The sequence below is a fragment of the Aeromicrobium sp. WCS2018Hpa-31 genome, assembly GCF_031843905.1.
Lineage (GTDB): Bacteria > Actinomycetota > Actinomycetes > Propionibacteriales > Nocardioidaceae > Aeromicrobium.
This window is the reverse complement of record NZ_JAVTJF010000007.1, coordinates 161,749-188,314: the sequence shown is the minus strand read 5'-3', so window position 1 is coordinate 188,314 and position 26,566 is coordinate 161,749. Positions and strand designations below refer to the sequence as shown.

Genomic DNA, 26,566 nt, shown 5'->3' with positions numbered 1-26,566 from the left:
CGCAGGCGGCCCCGACCCGGCCTAGGGTGGGCGCGTGGACCTGCCCGTCATGCCGCCGCTGCGACCGATGCTCGCCAAGTCCGTGGCGGCCGTGCCGTCGGCGGACGGGGACTACCTCTTCGAGCCCAAGTGGGACGGCTTCCGGGCCATCGTCTTCCGCGACGGCGACGAGGTCGAGATCGCGAGCCGTTCGACCAAGTCGCTGACGCGCTACTTCCCCGACGTCGTGGCGGCCGTCCTGGAGCAGCTTCCCGACCGGTGCGTCGTCGACGGCGAGATCGTCACGGCCGTCGGTGACCGGCTCGACTTCGACACGCTGTCGCAGCGCATCCACCCCGCGGGGTCGCGGGTCGACATGCTCGCCCGCGAGACGCCGGCCAGCCTGGTGGTCTTCGACCTGCTGGCCCTGGGCGACACGTCGTTCGTCGACACGCCGCTCGGCGAGCGTCGGACGGCCCTGGAACGCGCGCTCTCCGACGTCTCCGCGCCCGTCCACCTCACCCGCACCACGGGGGAGACGGCGGAGGCCACCCGCTGGTTCCACCAGTTCGAGGGGGCGGGCCTCGACGGGGTCATGGCCAAGCGCCTCGACGGCCCGTACGTGCCCAACGGCCGATCGATGCTGAAGATCAAGCACGCCCGGACGGCCGACGTGGTGGTCGCGGGATACCGGTTGCACAAGACCTCCACGCCCGAGCAGCCGCTGCTCGGCTCGATGCTGCTGGGCCTGTTCACCGAGGAGGGCCGCCTCCAGCACGTGGGTGTCTGCGCCTCCTTCTCGGCGGCCCGCCGGGCCGAGCTCGTGGACGAGCTGGACCCGTTGCGTGCGGACCTCGATCAGCACCCCTGGGGTGCCTGGCAGAGCGAGGAGGCGCACGCCGACGGACGGCTGCCCGGTGGCCAGAGCCGCTGGACGGGCACCAAGGACCTCTCGTTCGTGCCGTTGCGGCCCGAGCGGGTCGTCGAGGTCGGGTACGAGCACATGGAGGGTCGGGGCGAGCAGGGTCGCTTCCGGCACACCGCACAGTTCAAGCGGTGGCGCCCCGACCGCGAGCCCGGCTCGTGCACCTACGAGCAGCTCGAGGAGGTCGTGGCCTACGACCTCGGTGACGTCCTGACGTAGCCGAGGTCGGCTGCTGTCGTCCCGGTGTCGGGCCCGACCGGATCAGTCCGCGGCCAGACGGCGCAGCTGCTCGAGCAGCGCCTCGGACGGGACGAGCTCGTCGCCGGTCAGCAGGTCCTCGCGCACCTGACGGGGGAGCGTCTCCACCCCGTCCTCGCCCAGGTGGCGCACCTCGTCGTGGAGTGCCTCCATGCGTGCGTCGAGCGCGTGCGCGGAGTCGGCGGCGTCGCACAGTCGCTCGGCCAGGTCGTCGGGCACGGCGCCGCGGTACTTGTAGTGGATCTTGTGCTCGAGGCTGGCCCAGAAGTCCATCGCGATGGTGCGCAGCTGCACCTCCACCGTCACCGGCACCGGGCCGTCGGACAGGTAGACCGGGACCTCCAGGAGCGTGTGCAGGCTTCGGTAGCCGTTCTTCTTCGGGGCGGCGATGTAGTCGCGGACGTCGAGCACCGTGAGGTCGTCCTGGGAGGTGAGCAGGTCGTGCACGCGGTACACGTCGGAGACGAAGCTGCAGGTGACGCGGACCCCGGCAATGTCGGTGATGGTCTCGCGGATCGAGGCGTAGGTGGGGCGGGTGCCCTTGCGCCGCATCTTCTCGGCCAGGCTGTCGGGCGACTTCAGCCGCGAGGCGATGTGCTCGATCGGGTTCGTGTCGTGCATGAGGTCGAACTCGTCGCGCAGGATCGTCAGCTTGGTGACGACCTCCTCCATGCCGAAGCGGTGGCGGAGCATGAAGCGGCTGAAGTCCTGGCGGAGGAGCTTCGGGTCGCCGACGTGCAGGACGTCATCGTCCAGGGGCAGGGTGGCTCGGCTGCTCAGCTCCACCCGGCCAGCGTACGTCCCCGGTCTTGCGTCGATCCGTGGCTAACCTGTGAGTCGTGGGAGTCATGGACGACGCCGAGCGTCTCGCACCGGGGTCGAGGTCGCGCTGGGGTGCCTGGCTGGCCGACCACCACGCCGACACGCGCGGGGTCTGGCTCGCGGTGCCGGACCGGGTCGCGGACGGTGACGACGCCCTGTCCTACGAGAACGCGGTCTGCGAGGCGCTGTGCTGGGGCTGGATCGACGGCCAGGCCCGCTCCGGCGGTGGCGTCGGCGGCTCGGTCATCTGGTTCTCGCCGCGTCGGCCGGGCAGTCCGTGGGCGGCGTCGAACCGGGCGCGTGTCGAGCGGCTCGAGGCCGGAGGCCGGATGAGACCCCCGGGGCGGGCGCTGGTCGACGGGGCACGTGGCGACGGCTCGTGGTCCGTGCTCGTGGGTCCGGAGCAGGGGATCGAGCCGGACGCCCTCCGCGCCGGACTCGACGCCGACCCCTCCGCTCGCGCGTTCTGGGACGGTCTTCCCCCGAGCGCGCGCCTCTTCGCCCTCACCCAGCTCGCCACCGCCAAGCGCGAGGACACCCGGCTCGCGCGCAGCGACAGGCTGCTCGCGCAGTGCCGGGCGGGGACGCGACCCGACCGCGCCTGACACGACATGAACAAATGTCCCGATTCGCACCCCTGCGGCGCTGGAGCGGCCTAGGCTTCTGCGAGGTGCTGCGCGCGCGGCGCGCGCCGAGCGGCTCGGGGTGACCCGTGTCCCTCAGGATTCAGGGGTTGATGACATGAAGACTCGTGCCGTGGCGCTCGTCGTGGCGATACTGCTGGTCACTGGGACGTGGGCGTCGGCCGTCGCCTCGCACCAGTACGAGCCGGCACTGGAGGCGAAGGAGGGCCTGGTCTTCGTCGGTGGTCCGATCCGTCTCGGCTCGGCCTTCGCCCTGCATGCGAACTCCACGCACGCCGTGCCCGGCGTCAAGAGCGTCAAGCGACGGGCCAACTGCGACATCGAGGTCGATTTCGAGTCCAAGAAGGGCGACAAGGTCGTCTCGGTCCTCGTCGACGAGGACGAGACCATGTCGCGACTCGGCGTCAGCGCCGGCGCCAGCGGCGGCCTCTACCGCGTCACGATCCAGATGTGGCGCAATGGGAAGAAGATCTGCCCGCAGGACAAGCGATTCGGCAAGAGCGGCAACCTCTGGCTGCAGATCCTGATCCACCGTCCGTCGGCCGCGGTCGACGAGTCCGGCATGGGCATGGGCGGTCAGGTGGCTCCCCAGCGCACCGCTGAGTCCGACGACGACGTCCCGGCATCGAACGCCCCGAGCGAGGGCGGGCAGCCGACCACGCAGGACGAGGTCGTGGAGCCGGTCGCCCCGTAGCGGAGGTCAGGACCCTCGGGTGTTGCGCGTGTCCTTGCTGGGCTGCACGCGCTTCGGCTCGCCCGGCATCTTCGGGTACTCGGGCGGGTAGGGCATGTCGCCGAGGCCACGCTCGAGGTCGGCGCGCCAGAGGTCGAGCAGGGGCTCGAGGGAGTGCGGCTGGGCGTCGATGTCAGCCCAGGCGTCGCCGCCCTGGGACGTCAGCAGGTCGGGGACGGTCCGGAGCGTGAAGGCCATCGGGTCGTCCACCGCGGCGAGTCCGTCCCACGTGAGCGGGAACGAGACCGGTGCGCCCTGCTTCGGGCGCAGGCTGTAGGCCGACGCGATCGTGCGGTCGCGGGCGTTCTGGTTGACGTCGACGAAGATGCGGTCGCCGCGCTCCTCCTTCCACCAGGCGGTGGTGAGCCGGTCGCTGCGGCGCTCGAGCTCGCGGCCCAGCGCGATCGCCGCGTGGCGCACGTCGGTGAAGGTCCAGCGCGGCTCGATGCGCAGGTAGACGTGCACGCCGTTCTTCCCGCTGGTCTTGGGGAACCCGCGCAGTCCCAGCTCCTCCAGCAGGGCCCGCACGTGCTCGGCCTCGCGGACGGCGTCGGCGAAACCGGTGGCGCCGTGCGGGTCCAGGTCGATGCGCAGCTCGTCGGGTCGGTCGACGTCGCCGCGACGCACGGGCCAGGGGTGGAAGGTGACCGTGCCCATCTGTGCGGCCCAGGCGACCACCGCGACGTGGTCCGGGCACAGCTCGTCGGCGACCCGGCCGGACGGAAAGTGCACCCGGACCGAGCGGGCCCACTCGGGCATGCCGCGCATGAGGCGCTTCTGGTAGAACGCATCACCCTGCGGCCCACGGCCGTGGGTGGCGTCGCGCGCGGTGAGCGTCATGCCGGGCAGCACGCCCTTGGGCCAGCGCTCGAGCGCCGTCGGACGGTCCCGCAGTGCTCGGACGATGCCGTCGGCGACCGCGACGTAGTACTCGACGACCTCGCGCTTGGTGATCTCCGGGCCGTGGTCGGAGGCAGGGAAGATCACGCGCTCCGCGCTCGAGACGCGTACCTCGCGACCGTCCGCGTCGACCAGCACCGCGGGTGCCTTGGCAGCCATACCTGCACCCTACGGCGCACGGGTGTTCGGGGATGGCGTCAGGCGCGAGATATTTGTATGATCTTCTCAACTGTCGATCGTGGAGGGACACTCATGACTCACTCGACGTGGCGCCGGGTCGGCGTCGTCTCGGTCGCGCTCGTCGCTTTGCTCGCGCCCTCGGCCGCCCACGCCGACCGTGGCGTTGCATCAGTCAAGGTGGGATCGAGCAAGACCGTCGGGGTGACGGCGATCTTGAGGGATGCGGTGACGAAGGACACGACGGCAGTCCGCGTGATCGGCACCTTCTCCAAGCACGCCTCGAGCTCGGTGCACCTGAAGACTCTGCGTCTCTGCCTCACGGACTCGAGCGGTGGCGGCTACGTGCTGCCGACCGTCACCAAGAACGGCGCCAAGGTCTGGTCGGCGCCGAAGTCCGTGCACCTCAAGTCGGGGGACTGCACGACGACCTACACGCTGAACCGGACCTTCAAGGCGGCGTCGGGCAAGGAGCTGTTCGCGGTCCGCACGAACCTCGGCTTCATCAACAGCTACACCATCAACGGCTTCAATCGCTGAGCCACCGCCGCGTGCGGGGGTCGCGTGACCGCGCCCCCGCACGAGGGTCGGTGGGGGAGTGAGGCTCACCTTCGTTGAACGCCGGGAATCATTAACGGCACACTGTTGTTGTGAAATACATGCGTGCGGAGGAGATGTCGGCAGTCGTCGACGACGCCCCCACGCGCGAACGCGTGGCGACGTCGATCCTGGAGCACGGTCCGTCGACCGCCGCGGACCTCGCGCGGCGCCTCGGGCTCACGCCCGCAGCCGTGCGTCGCCACCTCGACCTCCTCCTTGCCGACGGGGTCGTCGCCCAGCGCCAGCCCCGTGCCACCACGGGCCGTGGACGAGGTCGTCCGGCCAAGGTCTTCATGATCACCGACGCCGGCCGCGACACGTTCGCTCACGCCTACGACGACCTCGCGGTCGACGCCCTGGGCTTCCTCGCCGAGACCGCCGGTGACGGCGCGGTCGTCGAGTTCGCCGCACGACGTCTGCGTGGTCTCACCGAGAAGTACCGCCCCCTCGTCGACGCCGCACCGGTCGACGAGCGCCCCCGCGTGCTGGCCGAGGCGCTCAGTGCCGACGGCTTCGCGGCGTCGGCCGGCACCACGCCGGCCGGCGCACAGATCTGCCAGCACCACTGCCCGGTCGCGCACGTGGCCGCGGAGTTCCCCCAGCTGTGCGAGGCCGAGACGGCGATGTTCGCCGAGCTGCTCGGCTCGCACGTGCAGCGGCTCGCCACCATCGCCCACGGCGACGGCGTGTGCACGACCCACCTGCCCCATCCCCCTTCCCAAGCCACTGGTCCCACCACAGAGAGGGTGTCGTCATGACGACCAACTCGATCGAAGAGCTCAACCCCGGGCTCAAGGACGTCGGACGCTACGAGTTCGGCTGGTCCGACGCCGACGACAAGGGCGCGAACGTCCAGCGCGGTCTGTCCGAGGAGGTCGTGCGCAACATCTCCGGCCTCAAGGACGAGCCCGAGTGGATGCTCGCGCAGCGACTCAAGGGTCTGCGCCTGTTCGGCCGCAAGCCCATGCCCGTCTGGGGCGCCGAGCTCGACGGCATCGACTTCGACAACATCAAGTACTTCGTGCGGTCCACGGAGAAGCAGGCCGCCACCTGGGACGACCTGCCCGAGGACATCAAGAACACGTACGACCGGCTCGGCATCCCCGAGGCCGAGAAGCAGCGTCTCGTCTCCGGCGTCGCCGCGCAGTACGAGTCCGAGGTCGTCTACCACTCGATCCGCGAGGACCTCGAGGAGAAGGGCGTCCTCTTCCTCGACACCGACACCGCGCTGAAGGAGCACCCCGAGCTCTTCGAGGAGTACTTCGGCACCGTCATTCCCGTCGGTGACAACAAGTTCTCGGCGCTCAACACGGCCGTGTGGTCCGGTGGCTCGTTCATCTACGTGCCCAAGGGCGTCCACGTCGACATCCCGCTGCAGGCCTACTTCCGGATCAACACCGAGAACATGGGCCAGTTCGAGCGGACGCTGATCATCGCCGACGAGGACTCCTACGTCCACTACGTCGAGGGCTGCACGGCGCCGATCTACTCCAGCGACTCGCTGCACTCGGCCGTCGTGGAGATCGTCGTCAAGAAGGGCGCCCGCGTCCGCTACACGACGATCCAGAACTGGTCGAACAACGTGTACAACCTGGTCACCAAGCGCGCGGTCTGCGAGGCCGGCGCCACGATGGAGTGGGTCGACGGCAACATCGGCTCCAAGGTCACCATGAAGTACCCGGCCGTCTACCTGATGGGCGAGCACGCCCGCGGCGAGACGCTGTCCATCGCCTTCGCCGGCGAGGGTCAGCACCAGGACGCCGGCGCCAAGATGGTGCACGCCGCGCCGCACACGTCGAGCTCGATCCTGAGCAAGTCGGTGGCACGCGGTGGCGGTCGCACCTCCTACCGCGGCCTGCTGCAGGTCATGGAGGGCGCGCACGGCTCGGCCAGCACCGTCAAGTGCGACGCGCTGCTGGTCGACCAGATCAGCCGTTCCGACACCTACCCGTACGTCGACGTCCGTGAGGACGACGTGACGCTCGGGCACGAGGCCACCGTCTCGAAGGTCAGCGACGACCAGCTCTTCTACTTCATGCAGCGTGGCATGGAGGAGGACGAGGCCATGGCGATGATCGTCCGCGGCTTCGTCGAGCCCATCGCGCGCGAGCTCCCCATGGAGTACGCGCTCGAGCTGAACCGTCTCATCGAGCTGCAGATGGAGGGAGCCGTCGGATGACCCTCACCGACACCGACCGCACGGTCGAGAACATCGAGCAGGCGCTGGAGCTCGACCACGTCGAGTCCCACCTGCACCCTGTCCCGTCCTACGACGTCGCCACGCACCCGGTGCCGACGGGTCTCGAGGAGATCTGGCGCTTCACGCCGCTCAAGCGGCTGCGCGGGCTGCTCGAGGGCTCGCCGTCCGACGCGTCGCTCACGTGGGACGAGCAGCTGCCCGCGGGCGTCACGCTCACCCGCATCAGCACGCAGGAGGCGCAGGCGCTCGCCGTGAACGCCCCGTTCGACCGTCTGGGTGCGCTGGCCGTGGCCAACGCCGGGGGAGCGGTGCTGCTCGACGTCCCCGCCAACACCGAGCTCAGCGAGCCGGTGCGTCTGCGGCTCACCGGTGACTCGGTCGAGTCCACGGTCTGGGGCCACGTCGTGGTCCGGGTCGGCGCGCACGCCCGGGCCACGGTCGTCATGGACCACGCCGGCAGCGCCACGTACGACGCGTTCACGCAGGTCGTGGTCGCCGACGGCGGGTCGCTCGACCTCGTCACGGTCAACGACTGGGCCGACGACGCCGTCCACGCCGGCCAGTACAACGTGCGGGTCGGGCGTGACGCCTCGGTGCGCGCCTTCGAGATCTCCCTCGGTGGAGACCTCGTGCGCACCAACGTCAACGTCGACTACGCCGGTCCCGGCGGCAGCGCCGAGCTGCTCGGCGTGTACTTCGCCGACGCCGGCCAGCACATCGAGCACCGCCAGTTCATCGACCACACGGCGCCCCGCACGCGCAGCAACGTCGAGTACAAGGGCGCGCTGCAGGGCCAGGACGCCCACACGGTGTGGGTCGGCAACGTGCTGATCCGCAAGGTCGCCGAGGGCATCGACACCTTCGAGCAGAACGACAACCTCGTCCTGACCGACGGCGCCAAGGCCGACTCCGTGCCGAACCTGGAGATCGAGACCGGTGACATCGCCGGTGCCGGTCACGCCAGCACCACGGGTCGCTTCGACGACAACCACCTGTTCTACCTGCAGAGCCGGGGGATCGAGGAGTCCGAGGCCCGTCGTCTCGTCGTCCACGGGTTCTTCAACGACATCATCCGTCGGATCGGTGTGCCCGAGCTGCAGGAGCGGCTCGTGGCGGCCATCGAGGACGAGCTGTCCGGTGCGGACCTGTCGAAGCTGGACCGCCGCCCGGAGGCCCCGACCGAGGCCGGTGCCTGAGCCGATGAGCGAGCAGCAGACCGACCAGCAGGTCGGCGGACCGCGGTTCGCCGCGCCCCTCGACGTCCTCGTCGAGGGGACGGCGACTCCGGTGACCGTCGACGGCGTCGACATCGCCCTCGTGCGCGACGGCGACGCCGTCTACGCCATCCGCGACGAGTGCTCGCACGCCGCCATCCCTCTCTCCGAGGGGGAGGTGGAGGGCTGTGAGATCGAGTGCTGGCTGCACGGGTCGCGGTTCGACGTGCGCACCGGCTCGCCCCTCAACCTGCCGGCCACCGAGGCCGTGCCCACCTACCCCACGACCATCACCGACGGACGCGTCCTCGTCGACGTCTCCGCCCCCACCAGGAGCTGAACCACATGAGCACCCTCGAGATCAAGAACCTGCACGTCACCGTCAAGACCGAGGAGGGCGACAAGGAGATCCTCCGCGGCGTCGACCTCACGATCAACAGCGGCGAGGTCCACGCCATCATGGGCCCGAACGGCTCGGGCAAGTCCACGCTGGCCTACTCGATCGCCGGTCACCCCAAGTACACCGTCACCGAGGGCGAGGTGCTGCTCGACGGCGAGAACATCCTCGAGCTCAGCGTCGACGAGCGTGCGCGGGCCGGGCTGTTCCTGGCCATGCAGTACCCCGTGGAGGTCCCGGGCGTGTCCGTCGCGAACTTCCTGCGTACCGCCAAGACCGCCATCGACGGCGAGGCTCCCAAGCTGCGCACGTGGGTCAAGGACGTCAACGCCGCCCTGGAGCGCGTCACGCTCGACCCGACGTTCGCGCAGCGCAGCGTCAACGAGGGCTTCTCCGGTGGTGAGAAGAAGCGCCACGAGATCGCCCAGCTGGAGCTGCTCAACCCGAAGTTCGCCGTGCTCGACGAGACCGACTCCGGACTCGACATCGACGCCCTGCGGGTCGTCTCCGACGGCGTCAACCGGTACACCGGCCAGGGCGACCGCGGGCTGCTGCTCATCACGCACTACACGCGCATCCTGCAGTACATCAAGCCCGACCACGTGCACGTCTTCGTCGCCGGCCGCCTGGCCGAGTCCGGCGGCCGCGAGCTGGCCGACCAGCTCGAGGCCGAGGGCTACGACAAGTACGTGAAGGCCGCGGCGGTCTGAGCATGACGGTGAGCACTGCCGTGTCCTCGGTGGCGAACGGTGCGGGCTACGACGTCGAGGCGGTCCGCAGGGACTTCCCGATCCTCGAGCGCACCCTCGCCGGCGGACTTCCGCTGGTGTACCTCGACAGCGCCAACACGTCGCAGAAGCCGCGCCAGGTCGTCGACGCCATCGAGCAGCACTACCTGCAGCACAACGCCAACGTCGCCCGCGCCATGCACCAGCTGGGTGCCGAGGCGAGCGAGGCGTTCGAGCTCGGCCGCACGAAGGTGGCCGACTTCATCGGTGCGCCCCGTCGCGAGGAGGTCGTGTTCACCAAGAACGCGTCCGAGGCCCTCAACCTGGTGGCGCGCGTGCTCGGCGACGCCGGTCCGGGGCACGAGCACGGTGTCGGGGAGGGCGACGAGGTCGTCATCACCGAGATGGAGCACCACTCCAACATCGTTCCGTGGCAGCAGCTCACCCAGCGCACCGGCGCCACGCTGCGCTGGTTCGGCGTCACCGACGAGGGTCGCCTCGACCTCGACGACCTCGAGTCGCTCGTCACCGAGCGCACCAAGGTCGTCTCGCTCACGTGGGTCTCGAACATGCTCGGCACCATCAACCCCGTCGAGCGCGTCGTCGCCCGCGCCCACGAGGTGGGTGCCCTCGTCGTGGTCGACGCCTCGCAGGCGGTGCCGCAGATGCCGGTCGACGTCGCCGCGCTCGGGGCCGACCTCGTGGTCTTCACCGGCCACAAGATGGTCGGGCCCACCGGCATCGGCGTGCTGTGGGGCCGCTACGACCTGCTCGCCTCGCTTCCCCCGTTCCTCGGCGGCGGCGAGATGATCGAGACGGTCACGATGGCCGGCTCGACGTTCGCCGCTCCGCCGCACCGCTTCGAGGCCGGCACGCCGCCGATCGCCCAGGCGGTCGGCCTCGGTGCCGCGGTCGACTACCTGTCGTCCCTCGGCATGGAGAACGTGGCTGCGCACGAGCAGGCGATCACCGCGTACGCGCTGCAGCGGCTGCAGGAGGTCGACGGCCTCACCGTCGTCGGTCCCACCGAGGCGGTGCAGCGTGGGGGAGCGATCAGCTTCACCCTCGACGACGTGCACCCGCACGACGTCGCCCAGCTGCTCGACTCCCGTGGCGTGGCGGTCCGCGCCGGGCACCACTGCGCCAAGCCGGCGCACCAGAGGTTCGGTGTCCAGTCGACGACCCGCGCGTCGTTCTACCTGTACACGACCGAGGCCGAGATCGACGCGCTCGTCGACGCGGTCCGGCACACCCAGCGCTACTTCGGAGGGCGGTGACCCATGAGCGACGCCACACAGGTCGACTCGCTGTACCAGGAGATCATCCTCGACCACTACAAGCAGAAGCACGGCGCAGGACTTCGTGACCCGTTCGAGTCCCAGGTGCACCACGTCAACCCCACGTGCGGTGACGAGGTCACGCTGCGGGTCCACCTCGACGGCAGCACCGTCACCGACGTGTCCTACGACGCCGTCGGCTGCTCCATCAGCCAGGCCTCGGCCTCGGTGATGAACGACCTCGTGGTCGGCAAGCCCGTCGACGACGCCCTCGCCGTGCTCGACGCGTTCCAGGCCCTCATGCAGGGCAAGGGTGCCGTCGAGCCCGACGAGGACGTGCTCGAGGACGGCATCGCCTTCGCCGGTGTCGCCCAGTTCCCGGCACGCGTCAAGTGCGCGCTGCTCTCGTGGATGGCGTTCAAGGACGCCACCAGCCAAGCTCTCATCACGCAGGAGGACGCATGAGCGACCCCGTCACCACCCCTGACCACTCCGACCTGCCCGACGTGTCCGCGCCGGCCGGTGCCACCACGGCCGAGGACGTGCTGGAGGCCATGAAGGACGTCGTCGACCCCGAGCTCGGCATCAACGTGGTCGACCTCGGCCTCGTCTACGGCGCCGACGTCGACGAGCACAGCAACACCGTGCTCTCCATGACGCTCACCTCGGCCGCCTGCCCGCTGACCGACGTGATCGAGGACCAGACGCGCGCCGCCCTCGACGGGATCGTCAACGACTTCCGCATCGAGTGGGTCTGGATGCCGCCGTGGGGTCCGGACAAGATCACCGACGACGGCCGCGAGATGCTCCGCGCCCTCGGCTTCAACGTCGGCTGAGGCGCACCGCTCGTTCCTCGCGGCACCGGCGGTTCGTTCCTCACCGCCGCCGGGCTGACGCCCGGGCGCCCGCCTCGCTTCGCTCGGCCCATGGTCGGGGTCATGCATGTCACGTCCTCACCATGCCGCCCGGCCGGGCCGACGCCGTAGACTCCTCGGGTGAGCTACTACCAGCGGGAGTGACGACCGGACCACGTCCGGCGTTCTCGCACTCCCTCTGACCTCGTAAGGCTCCCCATGATCACCGTCCACGACGTGACGCTGCGCTTCGGCGCCCGCGTCCTCATGCAGAACGTCTCCTTCCGCGTCGACAAGGGCGACAAGGTCGGTCTGGTCGGGCGCAACGGCGCCGGCAAGACCACCCTCACGCGGATGCTCTCGGGTGACGGCCAGCCCGCCGAGGGCTCCATCACCAGCTCCGGGAAGATCGGCTACCTGCCGCAGGACCCGAAGTCCGGCGACCTGTCGATCACCGCACGTGACCGCATCCTGGGTGCCCGTGGTCTCGACGAGGCGCTCTCCACGATGCGCAAGGCCGAGCTGGACATGGGCTCGGCCGACCCCGACGTCGCCGAGCGCGCCATGAAGCTCTACGGCCGTGCGCAGGACGTGTTCTCCGCCGGTGGCGGCTACGCGGCCGAGGCGGAGGCCGCGACCATCTCGAACGCGCTCGGCCTTCCCGACCGCGTCCTGGACCAGCAGCTCCAGACCTTGTCGGGCGGTCAGCGTCGACGCATCGAGCTCGCGCGGATCCTGTTCAGCGACGCCGACACCCTGCTGCTGGACGAGCCCACCAACCACCTCGACGCAGACTCCGTCACGTGGCTGCGCGGCTTCCTCAGGACGTTCTCCGGCGGCCTGGTCATCATCAGCCACGACGTCGAGCTCGTCGAGGAGACCGTGAACAAGGTGTTCTACCTCGACGCGAACCGGGCCACGATCGACATCTACAACACCGGGTGGAAGCACTACCTGCGCCAGCGCGAGGCCGACGAGGCCCGGCGCAAGCGGGAGCGCGAGATCACCACCAAGACCGCCGAGCGACTCGTCGCCCAGGGCAACCGGATGCGGGCCAAGGCCAGCAAGGCCACCGCGGCCCAGCAGATGCTGCGCCGAGCCGAGCAGATGATGTCGGGCCTCGACGACGTGCGCCAGGCCGACAAGGTCGCCAAGATCGACTTCCCGAAGCCGGCCGCGTGCGGCAAGACCCCGCTCATGGCCGAGGGGCTCAGCAAGTCCTACGGCGCGCTCGAGATCTTCGCCGGCGTCGACCTGGCGATCGACAAGGGCAGCCGCGTCGTCGTGCTCGGCCTCAACGGTGCCGGCAAGACCACGCTGCTGCGCATGCTCGCCGGGACCCTGGAGTCCGACACCGGCAAGATCCTGCCGGGCCACGGACTGAAGATCGGGTACTTCGCGCAGGAGCACGAGACGCTCGACATGGACCGCACGGTCCTCGAGAACATGCAGCGGACGGCTCCGGAGCTGACCGACACCCAGGCACGCAGCGTGCTGGGCGCCTTCCTGTTCTCCGGCGACGACACCGCGAAGCCCGCCCGGGTGCTGTCCGGTGGCGAGCGGACGCGACTGGCCCTCGCCGGCCTCATCGTCTCGAGCGCCAACGTGCTGCTGCTGGACGAGCCGACGAACAACCTCGACCCCGCGTCCCGCGAGGAGGTGCTCGACGCGATCCGCCGCTACGAGGGCGCGATCGTCCTCGTCTCGCACGACGAGGGTGCGGTCCGCGCGCTCGACCCCGACCGGGTGCTCCTGCTGCCGGACGGCGACGAGGACCTCTGGAACGACGGCTACGCCGAGCTCGTGTCCCTGGCCTGATCGTCGGTCCTGGCGTCCGGCCGGCGCCGTTCGAGCCACTCGGCGCGGGCGAACCAGACGAAGCCGCCGATCGCCAGTGCGGCGAAGAACCACCACTGCAGGCCGTAGAAGAAGTGCGGCCCGCCGCCGAGATCGGGCTCCGGCTCCAGCTCCAGGCCCCCGGTCCCACCGGTCTGGCCGCGCAGGTTCAGGTAGCCCGAGCGGACCGGGTACGGCAGCGTGCTGCCGACGCCGACGCTCGAGATCGACCGGACCTGCCCGTCCACGGGCACCACGGCCTCGTCGCCGGCGCCGTTGTCCGGACGCAGCCAGCCCTCGACCTCCACCCGGCCCGTGGGAGGAGCAGGGACGTCGTCGGGGGCGGCCGAGGTGTTCGCGGTGGGCACCCAGCCGCGGTCGACCAGGACGGCCGTCCCGTCCTCGAGCAGGAGCGGCGTGACGACCTCGGCACCCGGCCGGCCGTCGCGGGTGCGGAACTTCACCGTGACCTGGGACGTCGGGTCGTACCGGCCCTCCACGAGGACCCGGGTCCACTCCTGGTCCTTCGCGACCTTCCCACCGGCCGGGACCACGTCGTCGAGCGGGACGGGGTCGATCGCGAGGTGCTTCTCGACGAGCTCGTTGGAGGCGTGGCGCACCTCGCGCTTGTGCCACTGCCAGTCGCCCATGAGCACGCAGACGACCGCGAGAGCCAGCACGGCGAGGAAGAACCCGATCCATCGGGGGGTGAGCAGGAACCGCACGACCCGAACCTAGCCGGGCGGACCGAACGCCCACCGGCAGGGCTGGGCTGCGAACCCTAGGATGGAGCGATGGACCTCGGTGATCGGCACGGACGTGTGGCCACGGACCTGCGCGTCTCGCTCACCGACCGGTGCAACCTGCGCTGCCAGTACTGCATGCCGGCCGAGGGGCTCGACTGGATGCCCACCGCGGAGGTGCTCACCGACGACGAGGTCGTGCGCCTCATCCACGTCGCGGTGACCAGGCTCGGCGTCACCGACGTGCGCTTCACCGGCGGCGAGCCGCTGCTGCGACGCGGCCTCGCCTCGATCATCGCCGCCACCAAGGCCATGCCCGGCTCACCGCGCACCGCGATCACGACGAACGCGCTCGGCCTGACCCGCACGGCGAAGGCCCTGGCCGCCGCCGGGCTCGACCGGGTCAACGTCAGCCTCGACACCACCGACCCCGAGATGTTCTCGAGGATCACGCTGCGCGACCGGTTCCGCGACGTGGTGGCCGGCCTGGAGGCGGCGGCCGAGGCCGGTCTCGCACCGGTCAAGATCAACGCCGTGCTGCTGCGGGGCCTCAACGAGGACGAGGGTCCCGACCTGCTCCGCTGGGCCATGGAGCGGGACTACCACCTGCGCTTCATCGAGCAGATGCCGCTGGACGCCCAGCACGGCTGGGACCGCAGCCGGATGATCACGGCCGACGAGATCCTCACGCGACTGTCCGAGCACGTCACGCTCACGCCGCTCGACGGACGCGGGAGCGCTCCGGCGGAGCGCTTCCTCGTCGATGGCGGCCCTCAAACGGTCGGCATCATCGGTTCGGTCACCCGGCCGTTCTGCTCGGAGTGCAACCGCGTGCGGCTCACGGCCGACGGCCAGGTGCGCACCTGCCTGTTCGCCCGCGAGGAGTCGGACCTGCGGGGCCCGCTGCGCGACGGCGCCGACGACGAGGAGCTGGCGCGCCGGTGGTCGGAGGCCATGTGGGGCAAGCGCCCCGGGCACGGCATCGACGACCCGACCTTCCTGCAGCCGACGCGACCGATGTCGTCGATCGGCGGCTGAGCAGCACGAGCGACCTGGCGACCTGGCGACTCAGTCGAAGCCGCGGCCCTTGGTCCAGGTGATCGTGCCGCCCGACCCGTCGAAGTCCACGCGGCTGCCGTCGCCGGCCACCGTCACCGACTCGAAGTCGTCGACGTCGTCGATCGTGCGCACGTCCCACGCGTCGGTGACGCCCGCGAGCGCCGCGGCCACGACCTGCTGCGGGGGCTCGCCGTCGTAGCAGTAGAGGCCGAACCCGGCGGTCAGCGCCACCGTGCCACCGGCCTGCTGCAGCTCGACGCCCTGGCACGGGTCCTCGGCCGACTCGACGAGCGTGGCCGGTGCGCTCCAGTCGTCCTGCCCAGCGGGCCGCACCTGGACCACCAGACCGGTCCCGGCGACCAGGTAGGCAGCCACCCGCGCGCCGTCGTCCAGCGCGACCTCGGCACGGAAGTCCTGCGGGTTCTGCCCCTCGGGGACGACCGGGGAGCCGAGCGGCACTCCCGCTCCGGGGCTCGAGGTCTGCGACGGAGCGGCGGACGACGTGCCAGGCGACGTCGGCGCGGCTGCGGGATCGTCGTCGCCGCCGCACCCGGCGGCGAGGGCGGCGATCAGCAGCAGGGCCGCGGCACGGTGGGGGAGCGGACGCATGCTCCGACCCTAGGTGACGAGCAGCGGATCACCCGGGGGTGACGTCGTCCTGCAGCGGCAGCGTGTCGCGGTAGAAGTCGCGCGCCGAGAGGAACGACCTCAGCGTCGGCTCGTGCTCGTCGCACGCCAACCAGGTCTTGCGCCGGTCCGGCGTGTGGATCTTCGGGTTGTTCCACTCGATCCGGTGCACCGCTGCGGCCGTGCATCCCTTGGACGAGCAGATCAGCTCCTCACTCACGAGGGGCGCCGTCGCCGATCTCGCCGAACGGGGACGGCTTCATCAGGTCGCTCCCGTCGGCCTTGCTGCGCACGCCGGCGTTGGCGAGGATCACCGAGGTGTACGGCAGGAAGACCGCACCGACGAAGAGCAGGACGCCGAGCCACAGCACGTGGTTCCAGACCAGGACGCCGCCGATGAAGCACAGCGTGCGGAAGCCCATGCTCAGCGCGTACCGCAGCTCGCGTGCGCCGAGCTCGTCGCTGTGGCCCGTGCTCGCCGACGTGATGGAGTAGACCTGCTCACCGCGGCGCTCGGGCGCCTCGTCGCGGCGCTGGGCAGCATCACCGCGGCGCTGTCCGGGGCCTGCTGACGAGGAGTCCGACGGTGTCTGGTTCACCCCTCCAGCGTACGTCGGTCCCGGTCGTCCCGCCGGGCAGGCATGATGTCCCCATGAGCAACCGCACCTACCGCGTGACCGAGATCGTCGGCACCTCCCCGGACGGCGTCACCGAGGCCATCGAGAACGGCATCGAGCGGGCCGGAAGGACGCTGCGCCACCTCGACTGGTTCGAGGTCGAGGGCATCCGCGGCCAGATCACCGACACGTCCGTCTCCCACTACCAGGTGACGATGAAGATCGGGTTCCGGCTCGAGGACGACGAGTAAGGTCCGAGACCTCTCAGGAGCCGTCGGCGTGGTCCTCGTCCGCGTCGGCGGCCTCGACCTCCTCGCGCGTGATGCCGAGCAGGTAGACGATGGAGTCGAGGTACGGCGAGTTGACCGACGTGCGTGCCTGGTCACGCACGACGGGCTTGGCGTTGAACGCGATGCCGAGGCCCGCGGCCGCCAGCATGTCGAGGTCGTTGGCGCCGTCTCCCACGGCGACGGTGTTCTTGATGCCGATCCGCGCCTCCGCGGCGAAGCGTCGGAGTGCCTCGGCCTTCCCGGCGCGGTCGACCACCCGGCCGACGACTCGGCCGGTGAGGCGCCCGTCGACGATCTCGAGCTCGTTGGCGGCCACGTAGTCGATGCCGAGGTCCGCGGCGATCCGCTCGATGATCTGGGTGAAGCCGCCGCTCACGAGGGCGAAGCGGTAGCCCAGTCGCTTGAGGCTCCGGATCATCGTGCGGGCACCAGGCGTGTAGGTGAGCGCGGCGTGGACCTCCTCGAGCGCCGAGGCGGGCACGCCCTCCAGGCGAGCGACCCGCTGACGCAGCGACTGCTCGAAGTCGATCTCACCGCGCATGGCGGACTCGGTGACGGCGGCGACCTCGTCGGCGCACCCTGCGTGCTCGGCCAGCATCTCGATGACCTCGCCCTGGATCAGGGTGGAGTCCACGTCCATGACGACCAGCCGTTGGGCATGGCGCAGGATCCCGCGCTCCTCGACCGCGATGTCGACGCCGTGCTCGTACGCAGCGGCTGCCAGGTCGGCCTGCAGCACGTCGGGGTCGGCGCCCGAGACCTCGAGCCGCAGGGCGGTCACCGGGTAGCGGGCGAGGCGCAGGATGCGGTCGATGTTCCCGTCGGCGGCCTTGATGCGGCTGGTCAGCGCCGTCATGGCAGCCGGCCGCAGCGGGTGGCCGAGCACCGTCACCTGGCTGCGCCCGACGCGGCGCGGGCGGTTGTCACCCACCCCGTGCTCGAGCTCGACGTCCATGCCGAGCTCGGCGGCCACTTCACGCAAGGACCGCTCCATGGGAGTGGGGTCCTGCTGCACAGGCTCGCTACCGGCGGCGTCGCTCGCCAACGAGACCAGGACGCTCAGCACCAGGCGTCCTCGCACGACCAGCTGCTCGACGTCGACGACCTCGACGTCGAACGGCTCCAGGCACGCGAAGAGCCGGGTCGAGACGCCGCTGCGGTCGGGGCCGGTGAGCGTCACGAGCAGGGTCGGCGAGGTCAGGTGCACGGCTGGCACATGGGGCGTCATCGAGCACGAGGCTATCGTCCGGCCGCCGCCTCGGCGCATGGGACGTCGCGATAGGTTGGACGCATCGTGGCCGCGGACGAACGGCCGCGGTCGACCGCCGGCGAGAACAGTGCAGGAGACCCACCCATGGCCACCGCGTTCCAGCTCGACTCGGTGAGCGTGGTGAGGCCTGGCAAGGTACTGCTCGACGACGTGTCCTGGACGGTGGGCGAGGACGAGCGCTGGGTCGTCCTGGGCCCCAACGGAGCAGGCAAGAGCACGCTCCTGCAGATCGTCGGCGCCCACCTGCACCCCACCTCTGGCACCGCTGAGATCCTCGGGCAGCGTCTCGGCCAGACCGACGTGTTCGACCTGCGGACCCGCATCGGACACAGCGCCACGGCGATCGCCGACCGCATCCCTCCTGGCGAGCGCGTCGAGGACGTGGTGGTGTCCGCCGCGCACGCGGTCACCGGCCGCTGGAACGAGTCCTACGACGAGGACGACCTGACCCGCGCGCACCAGATCATGGGCGAGCTCGGGATCACCCGGCTCGCCGACCGCACCTTCGGCACGCTGTCGGAGGGTGAGCGCAAGCGCACGTTGATCGCCCGCGCGCTCATGACCGACCCCGAGCTGCTCCTGCTCGACGAGCCGGGCGCGGGCCTGGACCTCGGAGCGCGCGAGGACCTGCTGGCGAGCCTGGACCTGCTCTCCTCGATCGAGGGCGCCCCCGTGCTCGTCATGGTGTCCCACCACGTGGAGGAGATCCCGCAGGGCTTCACCCACGTGCTGCTGCTGCGCGACGGCAGGATCGTCGACGCCGGCCCGCTCGAGCAGGTCCTCACCGCCGAGTCCCTCGGACACACCTTCGGCATGCGCCTCGAGCTCGACCACGTCGACGGCCGGTACGCCGCGCGTCGCGCCCAGTACGGGCGCCGTGCGTTGCGGTGATTGCACGACGATCCGACTGGTAGCGTGACGCACCCGGTGGGGGGCCCGGTCCAGGATCGACGGGCCGCCCCGACGACAGGAGGGCACCGATGATCGAGTGGATGACGGACAACGCCTGGGTGACCTGGGTCGGGATCGCGGTGCTGCTCGCCGTGGCCGAGCTGCTCAGCCTCGACCTCGTCCTGCTGATGTTCGCCCTCGGCGCGCTGGCCGCGGCCGTCGCCGCAGCGGTGGGGGCGCCCTTCTGGGTGGCCATGCTGCTGTTCGGTGTCGTGTCCGTCGGGCTGCTCTTCCTGGCCCGGCCGCCGATCGTCGCACGTCTGCACGCCGGGCCCACCCTGACCACGGGCCATCACGCCCTCGTGGGCCGCACCGGCGTCGTGCTCGAGCCGGTCGGCCCGTTCGGCGGTCGCATCACCCTCGCCAGCGAGGTGTGGTCGGCCCGCACCACCGACGACCGGGAGCTCGAGCCGGGCGCCGAGGTCGTCGTGACCAGCATCGACGGTGCCACCGCCGTCATCACCTCGAAGGAGCCCACCGCATGACCGCCTTGACCATCTTCCTGGTCCTGCTGGCGATCCTCGCCGTCGTCGTCGTGTCGATGACGGTCAAGATCGTCCCGCAGGCCCGAGCCGGCATCGTGGAGCGGTTCGGCAAGTACCGCACCACCCTGACGGCCGGCCTCAACATCGTCATGCCCTTCATCGACAAGGTGCGCTACATGATCGACCTGCGTGAGCAGGTCGTGTCGTTCCCGCCGCAGCCGGTCATCACCGAGGACAACCTGACGGTCTCGATCGACACCGTCATCTACTTCCAGGTCACCGACCCGGTGGCCGCGACCTACGAGATCGCCCACTACATCCAGGCGATCGAGCAGCTGACCATGACGACGCTGCGCAACATCATCGGTGGCATGAGCCTGGAGCACGCCCTGACGAGCCGCGACCAGATCAACTCCGGCCTGCGCGGCGAGCTCGACGGCGCCACCGGCAAGTGGGGCATCCGCGTGAACCGCGTGGAGCTCAAGGGCATCGACCCGCCGCCGTCGATCATCGACGCCATGGAGAAGCAGATGCGCGCCGAGCGTGACAAGCGCGCCGCGATCCTGACCGCCGAGGGTGACCGCCAGAGCCGGATCCTGTCGGCCGAGGGCCAGAAGCAGGCCGCCATCCTCACGGCCGAGGGCCAGAAGCAGGCCTCGATCCTGTCGGCCGAGGGCGAGAAGCAGGCGGCCATCCTCACCGCACAGGGCGAGGGCCGGGCCATCGAGACCGTCTTCCAGGCGATCCACGACGGCAACCCCGACCAGAAGCTGCTGTCGTACCAGTACCTGCAGACCCTGCCGAAGATCGCGAGTGGCGAGAACGCCTCCACCTGGATCATCCCGGCCGAGCTCACCAAGGCGCTCGGCACCCTCGGCGGGACGGTCGGCACCGTGCCCGTCGACGGCGGCGGCAGCAAGAAGCGGGTCGACCTCGACGAGCCGATCGAGACGGGGACCTCGTCCTCGGGCACCGAGGCGGCCGTCCAGGCGGCTCTCGAGGCCGCACGGGCCGCCGAGAAGCCGGGCGTCAGCCCGTCCAAGGAGCCCGACGTCCCGACCTTCGGTGGCGACGAGCCCCCGGCGGAGCCCCCCACCCCGACGTCCTGACGGACCCGCAGCACGACGACGGCCCCGGAGCACCTCGCTCCGGGGCCGTCCTCGTCGGTGTCAGTGCTGGTACGTGCCGTGCAGGATGGCGCGACCGAGCGTCTTGAAGGCCAGGTTGAAGCCGACGACGGCGGGGGAGGCGTCGCCGTCGACGCCCAGCGTCGGCTCACCCACGGCGTGCACCACGAAGAAGTAGCGGTGCGGCTGGTCGCCCTCGGGCGGGGCCGCACCCATGAAGGCCTTGGTCCCGCCGTCGTTGCGCACGTGGAAGGCGCCCTCCGGGAGCGAGGCGTCGTCGGCGCCGGCACCGGCCGGCAGCGACGTCACGTCGGCGGGGACGTCGACGACCGTCCAGTGCCAGAAGCCCGAGACGATCGGCGCGTCGGGGTCGAAGCACGTGACGACGTACGACTGCGTCCCCTCGGGCGCACCGCTCCACGAGAGCTGGGGCGAGGTGTCGCCGTGCGCGTTGACCTGGTCGTCCTTCAGCGGGGCGCCGTCGGTCACGTCGTCACTGGTGACGGTGAACGGCGCAGCGGCCGGGAGCAGCGGGTAGGGGTCCGGGGTGACGGGGCGTTCGAGGCTCATGCCTCCACGCTAGCGACGACGCCTGAGTCGTGCAGGGCGGTCGTGCGGGGCGATCGGGGCGGGGCGCACGGCCTAGGGTGGGGCGGTGGCCAGGATCGAGCACGTCGAGGACCTCGACGACCCCCGTCTCGGCGACTACCTGGACCTGCGGGACGTGCAGATGCGGCTGGCGCACGAGAGCGAGCACGGCATCTACCTCGCGGAGGGGGAGAAGGTCGTGCGCCGAGCCCACGAGGCCGGGCACGAGGCTGCGTCGTTCCTCATGGCACCGCGCTGGCTCGACGGTCTCGGCGACGTGCTCGACGCCAGCGACGCGCCCTGCTTCGTCATGAATGAGAAGCGGATCGAGCAGGTAACCGGCTTCCACGTGCACCGCGGGGCCCTGGCCGCGATCCGTCGACCCGCGCCGCTCTCACCCGAGGTCGTGCTGGCCGAGGCCCTCCGTGTCGTGGTGCTGGAGGACCTCGTCGACCACACGAACGTGGGAGCGGTCTTCCGGGTCGCGGCCGCGCTCGGCTTCGACGCCGTGCTGCTCTCACCGCGGTGCGCGGACCCGTTCTACCGACGGGCCGTGAAGGTGGCCATGGGTGCGGTGTTCTCGGTGCCCCACGCCCGTGCAGACGACTGGTACGCGACGCCGGCCCTGCTCGCCGAGCACGGCTTCACGACCTACGCCATGACGCTCGCCGACGACGCGGTCTCGCTCGAGGACGTGCACGAGGTGCCCGACCGGCTCGCACTCGTCGTGGGCTCGGAGGGCCCGGGGCTGACGGCGCACTGGCAGCGCAGCAGCGACGTGCGCGTGACGATCCCGATGGCGGCCGGCATCGACAGCCTGAACGTGGCGACGTCCGTGGCGGTGGCGTGCTGGCACCTGCGCGGTCGGTGACGGACCGACGGGGGAGCGGTCAGTCCTCCTCGATCGACGCCGGGGTGACCGGCCAGTCGTCGGGGTAGGCGTCGGCCAGCTCGTCGTGCCGCTTGTGGAGCTTCTTGCGTGCCTTGGCCGGCACGCGGTCGCCGAAGACCGTGCCGAACAGGTGGTCGGTCTCGTGCTGCAGGCAGCGGGCCAGCAGTCCGGTGCCGTGGAACTCCACCGGCCGCCCGGTCTCGTCGAACCCGGTCACGCTCGCGACGTCGGGACGCGAGCACTCCGTGAAGGCTCCCGGGAGCGAGAGACATCCCTCGTCCGCGGTGTCGAGGTTGCGGTCCGCCGTGGCGGGCAGCGTGAGCACCGGGTTCACCACCACGCCCGTGACGCGCACGTCGTCGTCGTCCGGACAGTCGAAGACGAACACCTTGAGGTCGACGCCCACCTGGTTGGCGGCGAGACCGACGCCGTTCGCGGCGTGCATGGTCGCGGTCATGTCGCGCACGAGCGTGGCGAGGGCGTCGTCGAACTCGGTGACGTCCTTCAGCTCGTGGTGCATGACCGGCGTGCCCCACCGGGTGATCGGCAGGACGGTGCCGCCGTCGGGAAGCGGACGGGAAGAGGGGTGCGATGCCACGCGTCACAACGTATCGCGGACACGCTGGCGCCGATGCGTGGACTCCGACCTGTGACGTCGGATACGATCACTACGACGTACTGCAACTCACAGTTACAGTACGGTCGGACGCAGCACCACCGGCACGACCCCCACCAGCACCACCCCCAGCCGTCCTGGGCGGGAAACCCTCTCGACCCGATCCACCCCTTCGTCCCTGTCAAGGAGACCCCGTGGCGAACCGACCAGACCCCATGGGCATCGGTCTTGCGGTGCTCAACCGCATCGCGAGCTCACCGGCCATCGACAAGCTCGGCCTGCGCAAGGCCACCGAACGCGCCGTCTACCAGGGCGCCAAGTCCGGCTTCCAGGTCGCGGCCAACGCCAACCGCACGTTCAAGCGGGTCAAGGGCTCGGGCAAGCCGAAGCGCCTCGACGCCACGAGCGACAGCGGTCTGTTCGACCTGACGCCCACCGAGGACCAGCAGATGATGGTCGACGTCATCGGCGAGTTCGCGTCCGAGGTCCTGCGCCCCGGTGCCGAGGCCGCCGAGAACGCCGACGACACCCCGAAGGAGGTGCTCGACCAGACCACCGAGTTCGGCCTCACGCTGCTGAACGTCCCCGAGTCCCTCGGCGGGCTCTCCGAGGAGCGCTCGGCCGTCACGGGCGTGCTCGTCAACGAGGCGCTCGCCTACGGCGACATGGGCCAGGCCGTCGCCTGCCTCGCGCCCGCCTCCGTCGCCACGGCCATCTCGCTGTGGGGCACGGACGAGCAGCAGCAGACGTACCTGCCGGCCTTCACCGGCGACGACGTCCCGGCGGCCGCCCTCGCGATCGCCGAGGCGCGCACGCTGTTCGACCCGTTCGAGCTGCAGACCACGGCGACCGCGACCGACGGCGGCTACCGCCTCGACGGCATCAAGTCCGGCGTGGTGCGCGGCACCGAGGCCGAGCTGTTCGTCGTGGGGGCCGTCCTCGACGGCAGCCCGCGGCTGTTCGTCGTGGAGTCCGGCACCAGCGGGATCTCGCTGGCCGCGGACCCCTCCATGGGTCTGCGTGCGGCCGGGCTCACCCGCCTGCGCCTGGACGGCGTCGTGGTCCCCGAGACGGCGCTGCTCGGCACGACCGACGACTACCGCGAGTGCGTCCGGCTCTCCCGACTCGCGTGGGCGGCCCTGGCCGTCGGCACCGGACGCGCGGTGCTCGACTACGTCAAGGAGTACGTGAAGACCCGCGAGGCGTTCGGCGAGCCGATCGCCCACCGTCAGGCCGTCGCCTTCATGGTGGCGAACATCGCGATCGAGCTCGAGGGCATGCGCCTCGTGACGCTGAAGGCCGCCTCGCGCGCCGAGCAGGGTCGCGACGCCTCCCGCGAGATCGCCCTCGCCCGCCGACTGGCGAGCGAGTACGGCATGAAGATCGGCACCGACGGCGTCCAGCTGCTCGGTGGGCACGGCTTCGTCAAGGAGCACCCGGTGGAGCGGTGGTACCGCGACCTGCGGGCCGTCGCAGTCCTGGAAGGAGCAGTCCTCGTCTGAGGGCGGACCACATCATGATCAATCTCGACACCCCCAAGAAGTTCCGCGGGTTCGTCCAGCAGGCCCACGAGGTCGCCGACAACTTCCTGCGCGCCAACTCCCGCAAGTACGACCTCGCCGAGCACTCCTACCCCAAGGAGCTCGACCTCCTCGCCTCGTTGATCGACGGCATGGGCGACTCCGGCCAGGGCCAGGGCGCCGGTGCGGCCGGCGTCCGCCGCACCGAGGACGAGGAGATCAAGGGCAAGGGCAAGAACGCCGTCAAGAACGGCACCAACCTCTCGTCGGTCCTCTCCGTCATCGAGATGTGCTGGGGCGACGTCGGACTCCTGCTCTCGATGCCGCGCCAGGGCCTGGGCAACTCCGCGATCGCGTCGGTCGCGACCGACGAGCAGCTCGAGAAGTTCAAGGGCACCTGGGCCGCGATGGCCATCACCGAGCCGGGCTGTGGCTCGGACTCCGCAGCCATCCGCACCACGGCGATCAAGGACGGCGACGAGTACGTCCTCAACGGCGAGAAGATCTACGTGACGTCCGGCGACCGGGCCGACTCCGTGGTCGTGTGGGCCACGCTCGACCCCAAGCTCGGTCGCGCCGCGATCAAGAGCTTCGTGGTGCCGAAGACCCTGCCCGGCATCCGGGTCGAGCGTCTCGAGCACAAGCTCGGCATCCGGGCGTCCGACACGGCCGTCATCGTGCTCGACAACTGCCGTGTGCCGGCCGCGAACATCCTCGGCAACGAGGAGATCGACACCAAGCAGGGCTTCGCCGGTGCGATGGCGACGTTCGACAACACCCGGCCGCTCGTGGCCGGGATGGCCGTCGGCGTCACGCGGGCCGCGTTGGAGCTCACCCGCGAGCTCCTCGAGGACGCGGGCGTGGTCGTCGACTACGACCGTCCCGCGACGTCGCAGTCCTACGCGGCGGCGACCTTCCTGCAGATGGAGGCCGACTACGAGGCTGCGCTGCTCCTGACCCTCGAGGCGGCCTGGCTGGCGGACAACCGCAAGCCGAACTCCATGGAGGCCTCGATGTCCAAGGCCAAGGCCGGTCGGGTCGGCAACGAGATCACGCTGCGCTGCGTCGAGCTCGCCGGCACCCTGGGCTACGGCGAGACCGAGCTGCTCGAGAAGTGGTCGCGCGACTCCAAGATCCTCGACATCTTCGAGGGCACGCAGCAGATCCAGCAGCTCATCGTCGCTCGACGACTGCTGAACCTCACGTCGTCCCAGCTCCGCTGAGACCCGACGTCCCCAGGTCCGAGGCCCCGTCACCGTGGTGGCGGGGCCTCGGCGTGTGCGGGGGGAGCCGCGGTGGGACCCCCACCTAGGATGTGCGCATGGATCGGGAGCTGCCGCCGGACTTCGATGTCGACTACCAGCTGACACGGCTGGTGCGGCAGGTCCGGGCGCGCTCGCTGCGCAACCTGGCCTCGATCCACGAGGAGCTCGACTACAGCACCTTCGTGCTGCTGCTCGCCGTCGTCGACGCCGGCACGGGCGAGGGCGAGGGGGTGCGAGCCTCCGAGCTCGCGGACTCGCTGCACGTGCACAAGTCGACGGTGAGCCGCGCGGTCCGACTGCTGGAGACGATGCAGCTGGTCGACCGCACGCCGCACCCGGAGGACGGACGGGCCCACGTGCTGAAGGCGACGCCGGAGGCCACGCGGCGCGTCGACGCCTACCGCGAGAACAGCCACGCGCGCCTCGCGGCAGCGCTGGAGCACTGGGAGCCCACCGAGCTGCGCACCTTCGCACAGCTCCTGGGCCGGCTCAACGACGCCCTCGGCGCGGAGGACTGACCGTCCCGCGGGACCGGCGGGCGGCCGCGCAGCGGCGCCGGCACGGTGTGCGAGGATCGACGGCATGACCTCCAAGCCTGAAGTGGACTTCATCGAGGGCCCCGCGCCCACCGAGCTGCAGATCAAGGACCTCGTCGTCGGCGACGGCGCCGAGGCGACGCCCGGCGGCGTCGTCGACGTGCACTACGTCGGTGTCGAGTTCGACACCGGTGAGCAGTTCGACGCCTCCTGGGACCGCGGCCAGTCCGCGCGCTTCCCGCTCACGAGCCTCATCGGCGCCTGGCAGCAGGGCATCCCCGGCATGAAGGTCGGCGGACGCCGCCAGCTGGTGTGCCCGCCCGAGCTCGCCTACGGTCCCGCCGGTGGCGGCCACCGCCTGTCGGGCAAGACCCTCGTGTTCGTCATCGACCTGATGGGCGTCGGCTGACCGCCCGTCCCCACCCGATCCACCACG

32 protein-coding genes are annotated in these 26,566 nt (G+C 70.6%); 23 read left to right on the top strand and 9 right to left on the bottom strand.

Features of this window, described 5'->3' with window-relative positions; all coding sequences use genetic code 11:
- Positions 1-34 precede the first annotated feature (34 nt).
- Positions 35-1,123 carry an ATP-dependent DNA ligase gene (locus RQG84_RS11160; RefSeq protein WP_311210081.1) on the top strand — a complete coding sequence of 363 codons (1,089 nt, stop codon included), beginning with the start codon at positions 35-37 and terminating at the stop codon, positions 1,121-1,123.
- A 42-nt stretch (positions 1,124-1,165) separates the two neighbouring features.
- On the opposite strand, the gene RQG84_RS11155 is transcribed toward RQG84_RS11160, so the two are convergent.
- Positions 1,166-1,948 (bottom strand): GTP pyrophosphokinase family protein, encoded by a 783-nt coding sequence (locus RQG84_RS11155; protein ID WP_235492961.1) that lies wholly within the window; start codon positions 1,946-1,948, stop codon positions 1,166-1,168.
- 62 nt (positions 1,949-2,010) lie between these two features.
- Here RQG84_RS11155 and RQG84_RS11150 point away from each other — a divergent pair, with 62 nt between their 5' ends.
- Together RQG84_RS11150 and RQG84_RS11145 are read left to right on the top strand one after the other, a co-directional pair.
- On the top strand, positions 2,011-2,589 hold the full coding sequence (locus RQG84_RS11150; RefSeq protein ID WP_311210132.1) for a YdeI/OmpD-associated family protein: 579 nt from the start codon (positions 2,011-2,013) through the stop codon (positions 2,587-2,589).
- A gap of 136 nt (positions 2,590-2,725) precedes the next feature.
- On the top strand, positions 2,726-3,322 hold the full coding sequence (locus tag RQG84_RS11145) for a hypothetical protein (RefSeq protein WP_311210080.1): 597 nt from the start codon (positions 2,726-2,728) through the stop codon (positions 3,320-3,322).
- 6 nt (positions 3,323-3,328) lie between these two features.
- On the opposite strand, the gene RQG84_RS11140 is transcribed toward RQG84_RS11145, so the two are convergent.
- Positions 3,329-4,420, bottom strand: coding sequence for a DNA primase small subunit domain-containing protein (locus RQG84_RS11140; RefSeq protein ID WP_311210079.1), 1,092 nt, complete (start codon positions 4,418-4,420; stop codon positions 3,329-3,331).
- Positions 4,421-4,513: 93 nt separating this feature from the next.
- Here RQG84_RS11140 and RQG84_RS11135 point away from each other — a divergent pair, with 93 nt between their 5' ends.
- The 10 genes from RQG84_RS11135 (at position 4,514) to RQG84_RS11090 (ending at position 13,526) form a co-directional block, all read left to right on the top strand.
- Entirely contained in the window at positions 4,514-4,978 is a 465-nt protein-coding gene (locus tag RQG84_RS11135; protein ID WP_311210078.1) for a hypothetical protein, read from the top strand.
- Positions 4,979-5,097: 119 nt separating this feature from the next.
- A complete protein-coding gene (locus RQG84_RS11130) occupies positions 5,098-5,796 on the top strand; it encodes a metalloregulator ArsR/SmtB family transcription factor (protein ID WP_055968055.1) in 699 nt (232 codons plus the stop codon).
- Positions 5,793-7,217 (top strand): Fe-S cluster assembly protein SufB, encoded by a 1,425-nt coding sequence (gene sufB / locus RQG84_RS11125; protein ID WP_055968058.1) that lies wholly within the window; start codon positions 5,793-5,795, stop codon positions 7,215-7,217. Before RQG84_RS11130 ends, sufB begins: the two co-directional genes overlap by 4 nt.
- Positions 7,214-8,434 (top strand): Fe-S cluster assembly protein SufD, encoded by a 1,221-nt coding sequence (gene sufD, locus RQG84_RS11120; RefSeq protein WP_311210077.1) that lies wholly within the window; start codon positions 7,214-7,216, stop codon positions 8,432-8,434. The genes sufB and sufD overlap by 4 nt, the downstream gene beginning before the upstream one ends.
- A 4-nt stretch (positions 8,435-8,438) precedes the next feature.
- On the top strand, positions 8,439-8,792 hold the full coding sequence (locus RQG84_RS11115) for a non-heme iron oxygenase ferredoxin subunit (RefSeq protein ID WP_311210076.1): 354 nt from the start codon (positions 8,439-8,441) through the stop codon (positions 8,790-8,792).
- Positions 8,793-8,797: 5 nt separating this feature from the next.
- On the top strand, positions 8,798-9,559 hold the full coding sequence (sufC, locus tag RQG84_RS11110) for a Fe-S cluster assembly ATPase SufC (RefSeq protein WP_055968063.1): 762 nt from the start codon (positions 8,798-8,800) through the stop codon (positions 9,557-9,559).
- Between the two features lie 8 nt (positions 9,560-9,567).
- On the top strand, positions 9,568-10,854 hold the full coding sequence (locus RQG84_RS11105) for a cysteine desulfurase (RefSeq protein ID WP_311210075.1): 1,287 nt from the start codon (positions 9,568-9,570) through the stop codon (positions 10,852-10,854).
- A 3-nt stretch (positions 10,855-10,857) separates the two neighbouring features.
- On the top strand, positions 10,858-11,319 hold the full coding sequence (gene sufU, locus RQG84_RS11100) for a Fe-S cluster assembly sulfur transfer protein SufU (protein ID WP_055968068.1): 462 nt from the start codon (positions 10,858-10,860) through the stop codon (positions 11,317-11,319).
- Positions 11,316-11,690, top strand: coding sequence for a metal-sulfur cluster assembly factor (locus RQG84_RS11095; RefSeq protein ID WP_055968071.1), 375 nt, complete (start codon positions 11,316-11,318; stop codon positions 11,688-11,690). The genes sufU and RQG84_RS11095 overlap by 4 nt, the downstream gene beginning before the upstream one ends.
- Before the next feature lie 237 nt (positions 11,691-11,927).
- Positions 11,928-13,526: an ABC-F family ATP-binding cassette domain-containing protein gene (locus RQG84_RS11090; protein WP_311210074.1), complete on the top strand. Its 1,599-nt coding sequence runs from the start codon at positions 11,928-11,930 to the stop codon at positions 13,524-13,526.
- On the opposite strand, the gene RQG84_RS11085 is transcribed toward RQG84_RS11090, so the two are convergent.
- Complete coding sequence (locus tag RQG84_RS11085) at positions 13,499-14,269, bottom strand: SURF1 family protein (RefSeq protein ID WP_311210073.1); 771 nt, start codon at positions 14,267-14,269, stop codon at positions 13,499-13,501. The genes RQG84_RS11090 and RQG84_RS11085 overlap by 28 nt on opposite strands.
- 69 nt (positions 14,270-14,338) lie before the next feature.
- On the opposite strand from RQG84_RS11085, the gene moaA reads away from it, so the two are divergent.
- Positions 14,339-15,325, top strand: a complete 987-nt coding sequence (gene moaA, locus RQG84_RS11080; RefSeq protein WP_311210072.1) for a GTP 3',8-cyclase MoaA — start codon at positions 14,339-14,341, stop codon at positions 15,323-15,325.
- 30 nt (positions 15,326-15,355) lie between these two features.
- Here the strand turns inward: moaA and RQG84_RS11075 are convergent, their stop codons facing one another.
- Genes RQG84_RS11075 through RQG84_RS11065 form a run of 3 tightly spaced genes read right to left on the bottom strand, consistent with a single transcriptional unit; the run spans position 15,356 to position 16,572 of the window.
- The gene (locus RQG84_RS11075; protein WP_311210071.1) at positions 15,356-15,955 is read right to left on the bottom strand and encodes a hypothetical protein; all 600 of its coding nucleotides are present in this window, start codon (positions 15,953-15,955) and stop codon (positions 15,356-15,358) included.
- Between the two features lie 28 nt (positions 15,956-15,983).
- Positions 15,984-16,193: a hypothetical protein gene (locus tag RQG84_RS11070; RefSeq protein ID WP_055968088.1), complete on the bottom strand. Its 210-nt coding sequence runs from the start codon at positions 16,191-16,193 to the stop codon at positions 15,984-15,986.
- Positions 16,186-16,572: a DUF3099 domain-containing protein gene (locus RQG84_RS11065; RefSeq protein WP_311210070.1), complete on the bottom strand. Its 387-nt coding sequence runs from the start codon at positions 16,570-16,572 to the stop codon at positions 16,186-16,188. Before RQG84_RS11065 ends, RQG84_RS11070 begins: the two co-directional genes overlap by 8 nt.
- A gap of 53 nt (positions 16,573-16,625) precedes the next feature.
- Here RQG84_RS11065 and RQG84_RS11060 point away from each other — a divergent pair, with 53 nt between their 5' ends.
- Entirely contained in the window at positions 16,626-16,841 is a 216-nt protein-coding gene (locus tag RQG84_RS11060; protein ID WP_055968093.1) for a dodecin, read from the top strand.
- 13 nt (positions 16,842-16,854) lie between these two features.
- Here RQG84_RS11060 and serB read toward each other — a convergent pair whose 3' ends face one another.
- Positions 16,855-18,108, bottom strand: a complete 1,254-nt coding sequence (gene serB / locus RQG84_RS11055) for a phosphoserine phosphatase SerB (RefSeq protein ID WP_311210069.1) — start codon at positions 18,106-18,108, stop codon at positions 16,855-16,857.
- 126 nt (positions 18,109-18,234) lie between these two features.
- Here serB and RQG84_RS11050 point away from each other — a divergent pair, with 126 nt between their 5' ends.
- The 3 genes from RQG84_RS11050 to RQG84_RS11040 all read left to right on the top strand — a co-directional run bounded on the left by RQG84_RS11050 (position 18,235) and on the right by RQG84_RS11040 (position 20,695).
- Positions 18,235-19,041, top strand: coding sequence for an ABC transporter ATP-binding protein (locus RQG84_RS11050; protein ID WP_311210068.1), 807 nt, complete (start codon positions 18,235-18,237; stop codon positions 19,039-19,041).
- Between the two features lie 89 nt (positions 19,042-19,130).
- Complete coding sequence (locus RQG84_RS11045) at positions 19,131-19,586, top strand: NfeD family protein (protein ID WP_235492963.1); 456 nt, start codon at positions 19,131-19,133, stop codon at positions 19,584-19,586.
- The gene (locus tag RQG84_RS11040) at positions 19,583-20,695 is read left to right on the top strand and encodes an SPFH domain-containing protein (protein WP_257727364.1); all 1,113 of its coding nucleotides are present in this window, start codon (positions 19,583-19,585) and stop codon (positions 20,693-20,695) included. Before RQG84_RS11045 ends, RQG84_RS11040 begins: the two co-directional genes overlap by 4 nt.
- Before the next feature lie 60 nt (positions 20,696-20,755).
- Here RQG84_RS11040 and RQG84_RS11035 read toward each other — a convergent pair whose 3' ends face one another.
- Entirely contained in the window at positions 20,756-21,283 is a 528-nt protein-coding gene (locus RQG84_RS11035; RefSeq protein WP_257727365.1) for a YbhB/YbcL family Raf kinase inhibitor-like protein, read from the bottom strand.
- An 85-nt stretch (positions 21,284-21,368) separates the two neighbouring features.
- Here RQG84_RS11035 and RQG84_RS11030 point away from each other — a divergent pair, with 85 nt between their 5' ends.
- Positions 21,369-22,172 (top strand): RNA methyltransferase, encoded by an 804-nt coding sequence (locus tag RQG84_RS11030; RefSeq protein WP_311210067.1) that lies wholly within the window; start codon positions 21,369-21,371, stop codon positions 22,170-22,172.
- A gap of 19 nt (positions 22,173-22,191) precedes the next feature.
- Here the strand turns inward: RQG84_RS11030 and def are convergent, their stop codons facing one another.
- Positions 22,192-22,791 (bottom strand): peptide deformylase, encoded by a 600-nt coding sequence (gene def / locus RQG84_RS11025; RefSeq protein ID WP_257727367.1) that lies wholly within the window; start codon positions 22,789-22,791, stop codon positions 22,192-22,194.
- Between the two features lie 212 nt (positions 22,792-23,003).
- Here def and RQG84_RS11020 point away from each other — a divergent pair, with 212 nt between their 5' ends.
- The 4 genes from RQG84_RS11020 to RQG84_RS11005 all read left to right on the top strand — a co-directional run bounded on the left by RQG84_RS11020 (position 23,004) and on the right by RQG84_RS11005 (position 26,539).
- Entirely contained in the window at positions 23,004-24,311 is a 1,308-nt protein-coding gene (locus RQG84_RS11020) for an acyl-CoA dehydrogenase family protein (RefSeq protein ID WP_257727368.1), read from the top strand.
- Positions 24,312-24,325: 14 nt separating this feature from the next.
- Positions 24,326-25,552, top strand: coding sequence for an acyl-CoA dehydrogenase family protein (locus RQG84_RS11015; protein ID WP_257727369.1), 1,227 nt, complete (start codon positions 24,326-24,328; stop codon positions 25,550-25,552).
- Positions 25,553-25,650: 98 nt separating this feature from the next.
- The gene (locus tag RQG84_RS11010) at positions 25,651-26,112 is read left to right on the top strand and encodes a MarR family winged helix-turn-helix transcriptional regulator (RefSeq protein WP_311210066.1); all 462 of its coding nucleotides are present in this window, start codon (positions 25,651-25,653) and stop codon (positions 26,110-26,112) included.
- A gap of 64 nt (positions 26,113-26,176) precedes the next feature.
- Positions 26,177-26,539: an FKBP-type peptidyl-prolyl cis-trans isomerase gene (locus RQG84_RS11005; RefSeq protein WP_257727371.1), complete on the top strand. Its 363-nt coding sequence runs from the start codon at positions 26,177-26,179 to the stop codon at positions 26,537-26,539.
- Positions 26,540-26,566 lie beyond the last annotated feature (27 nt).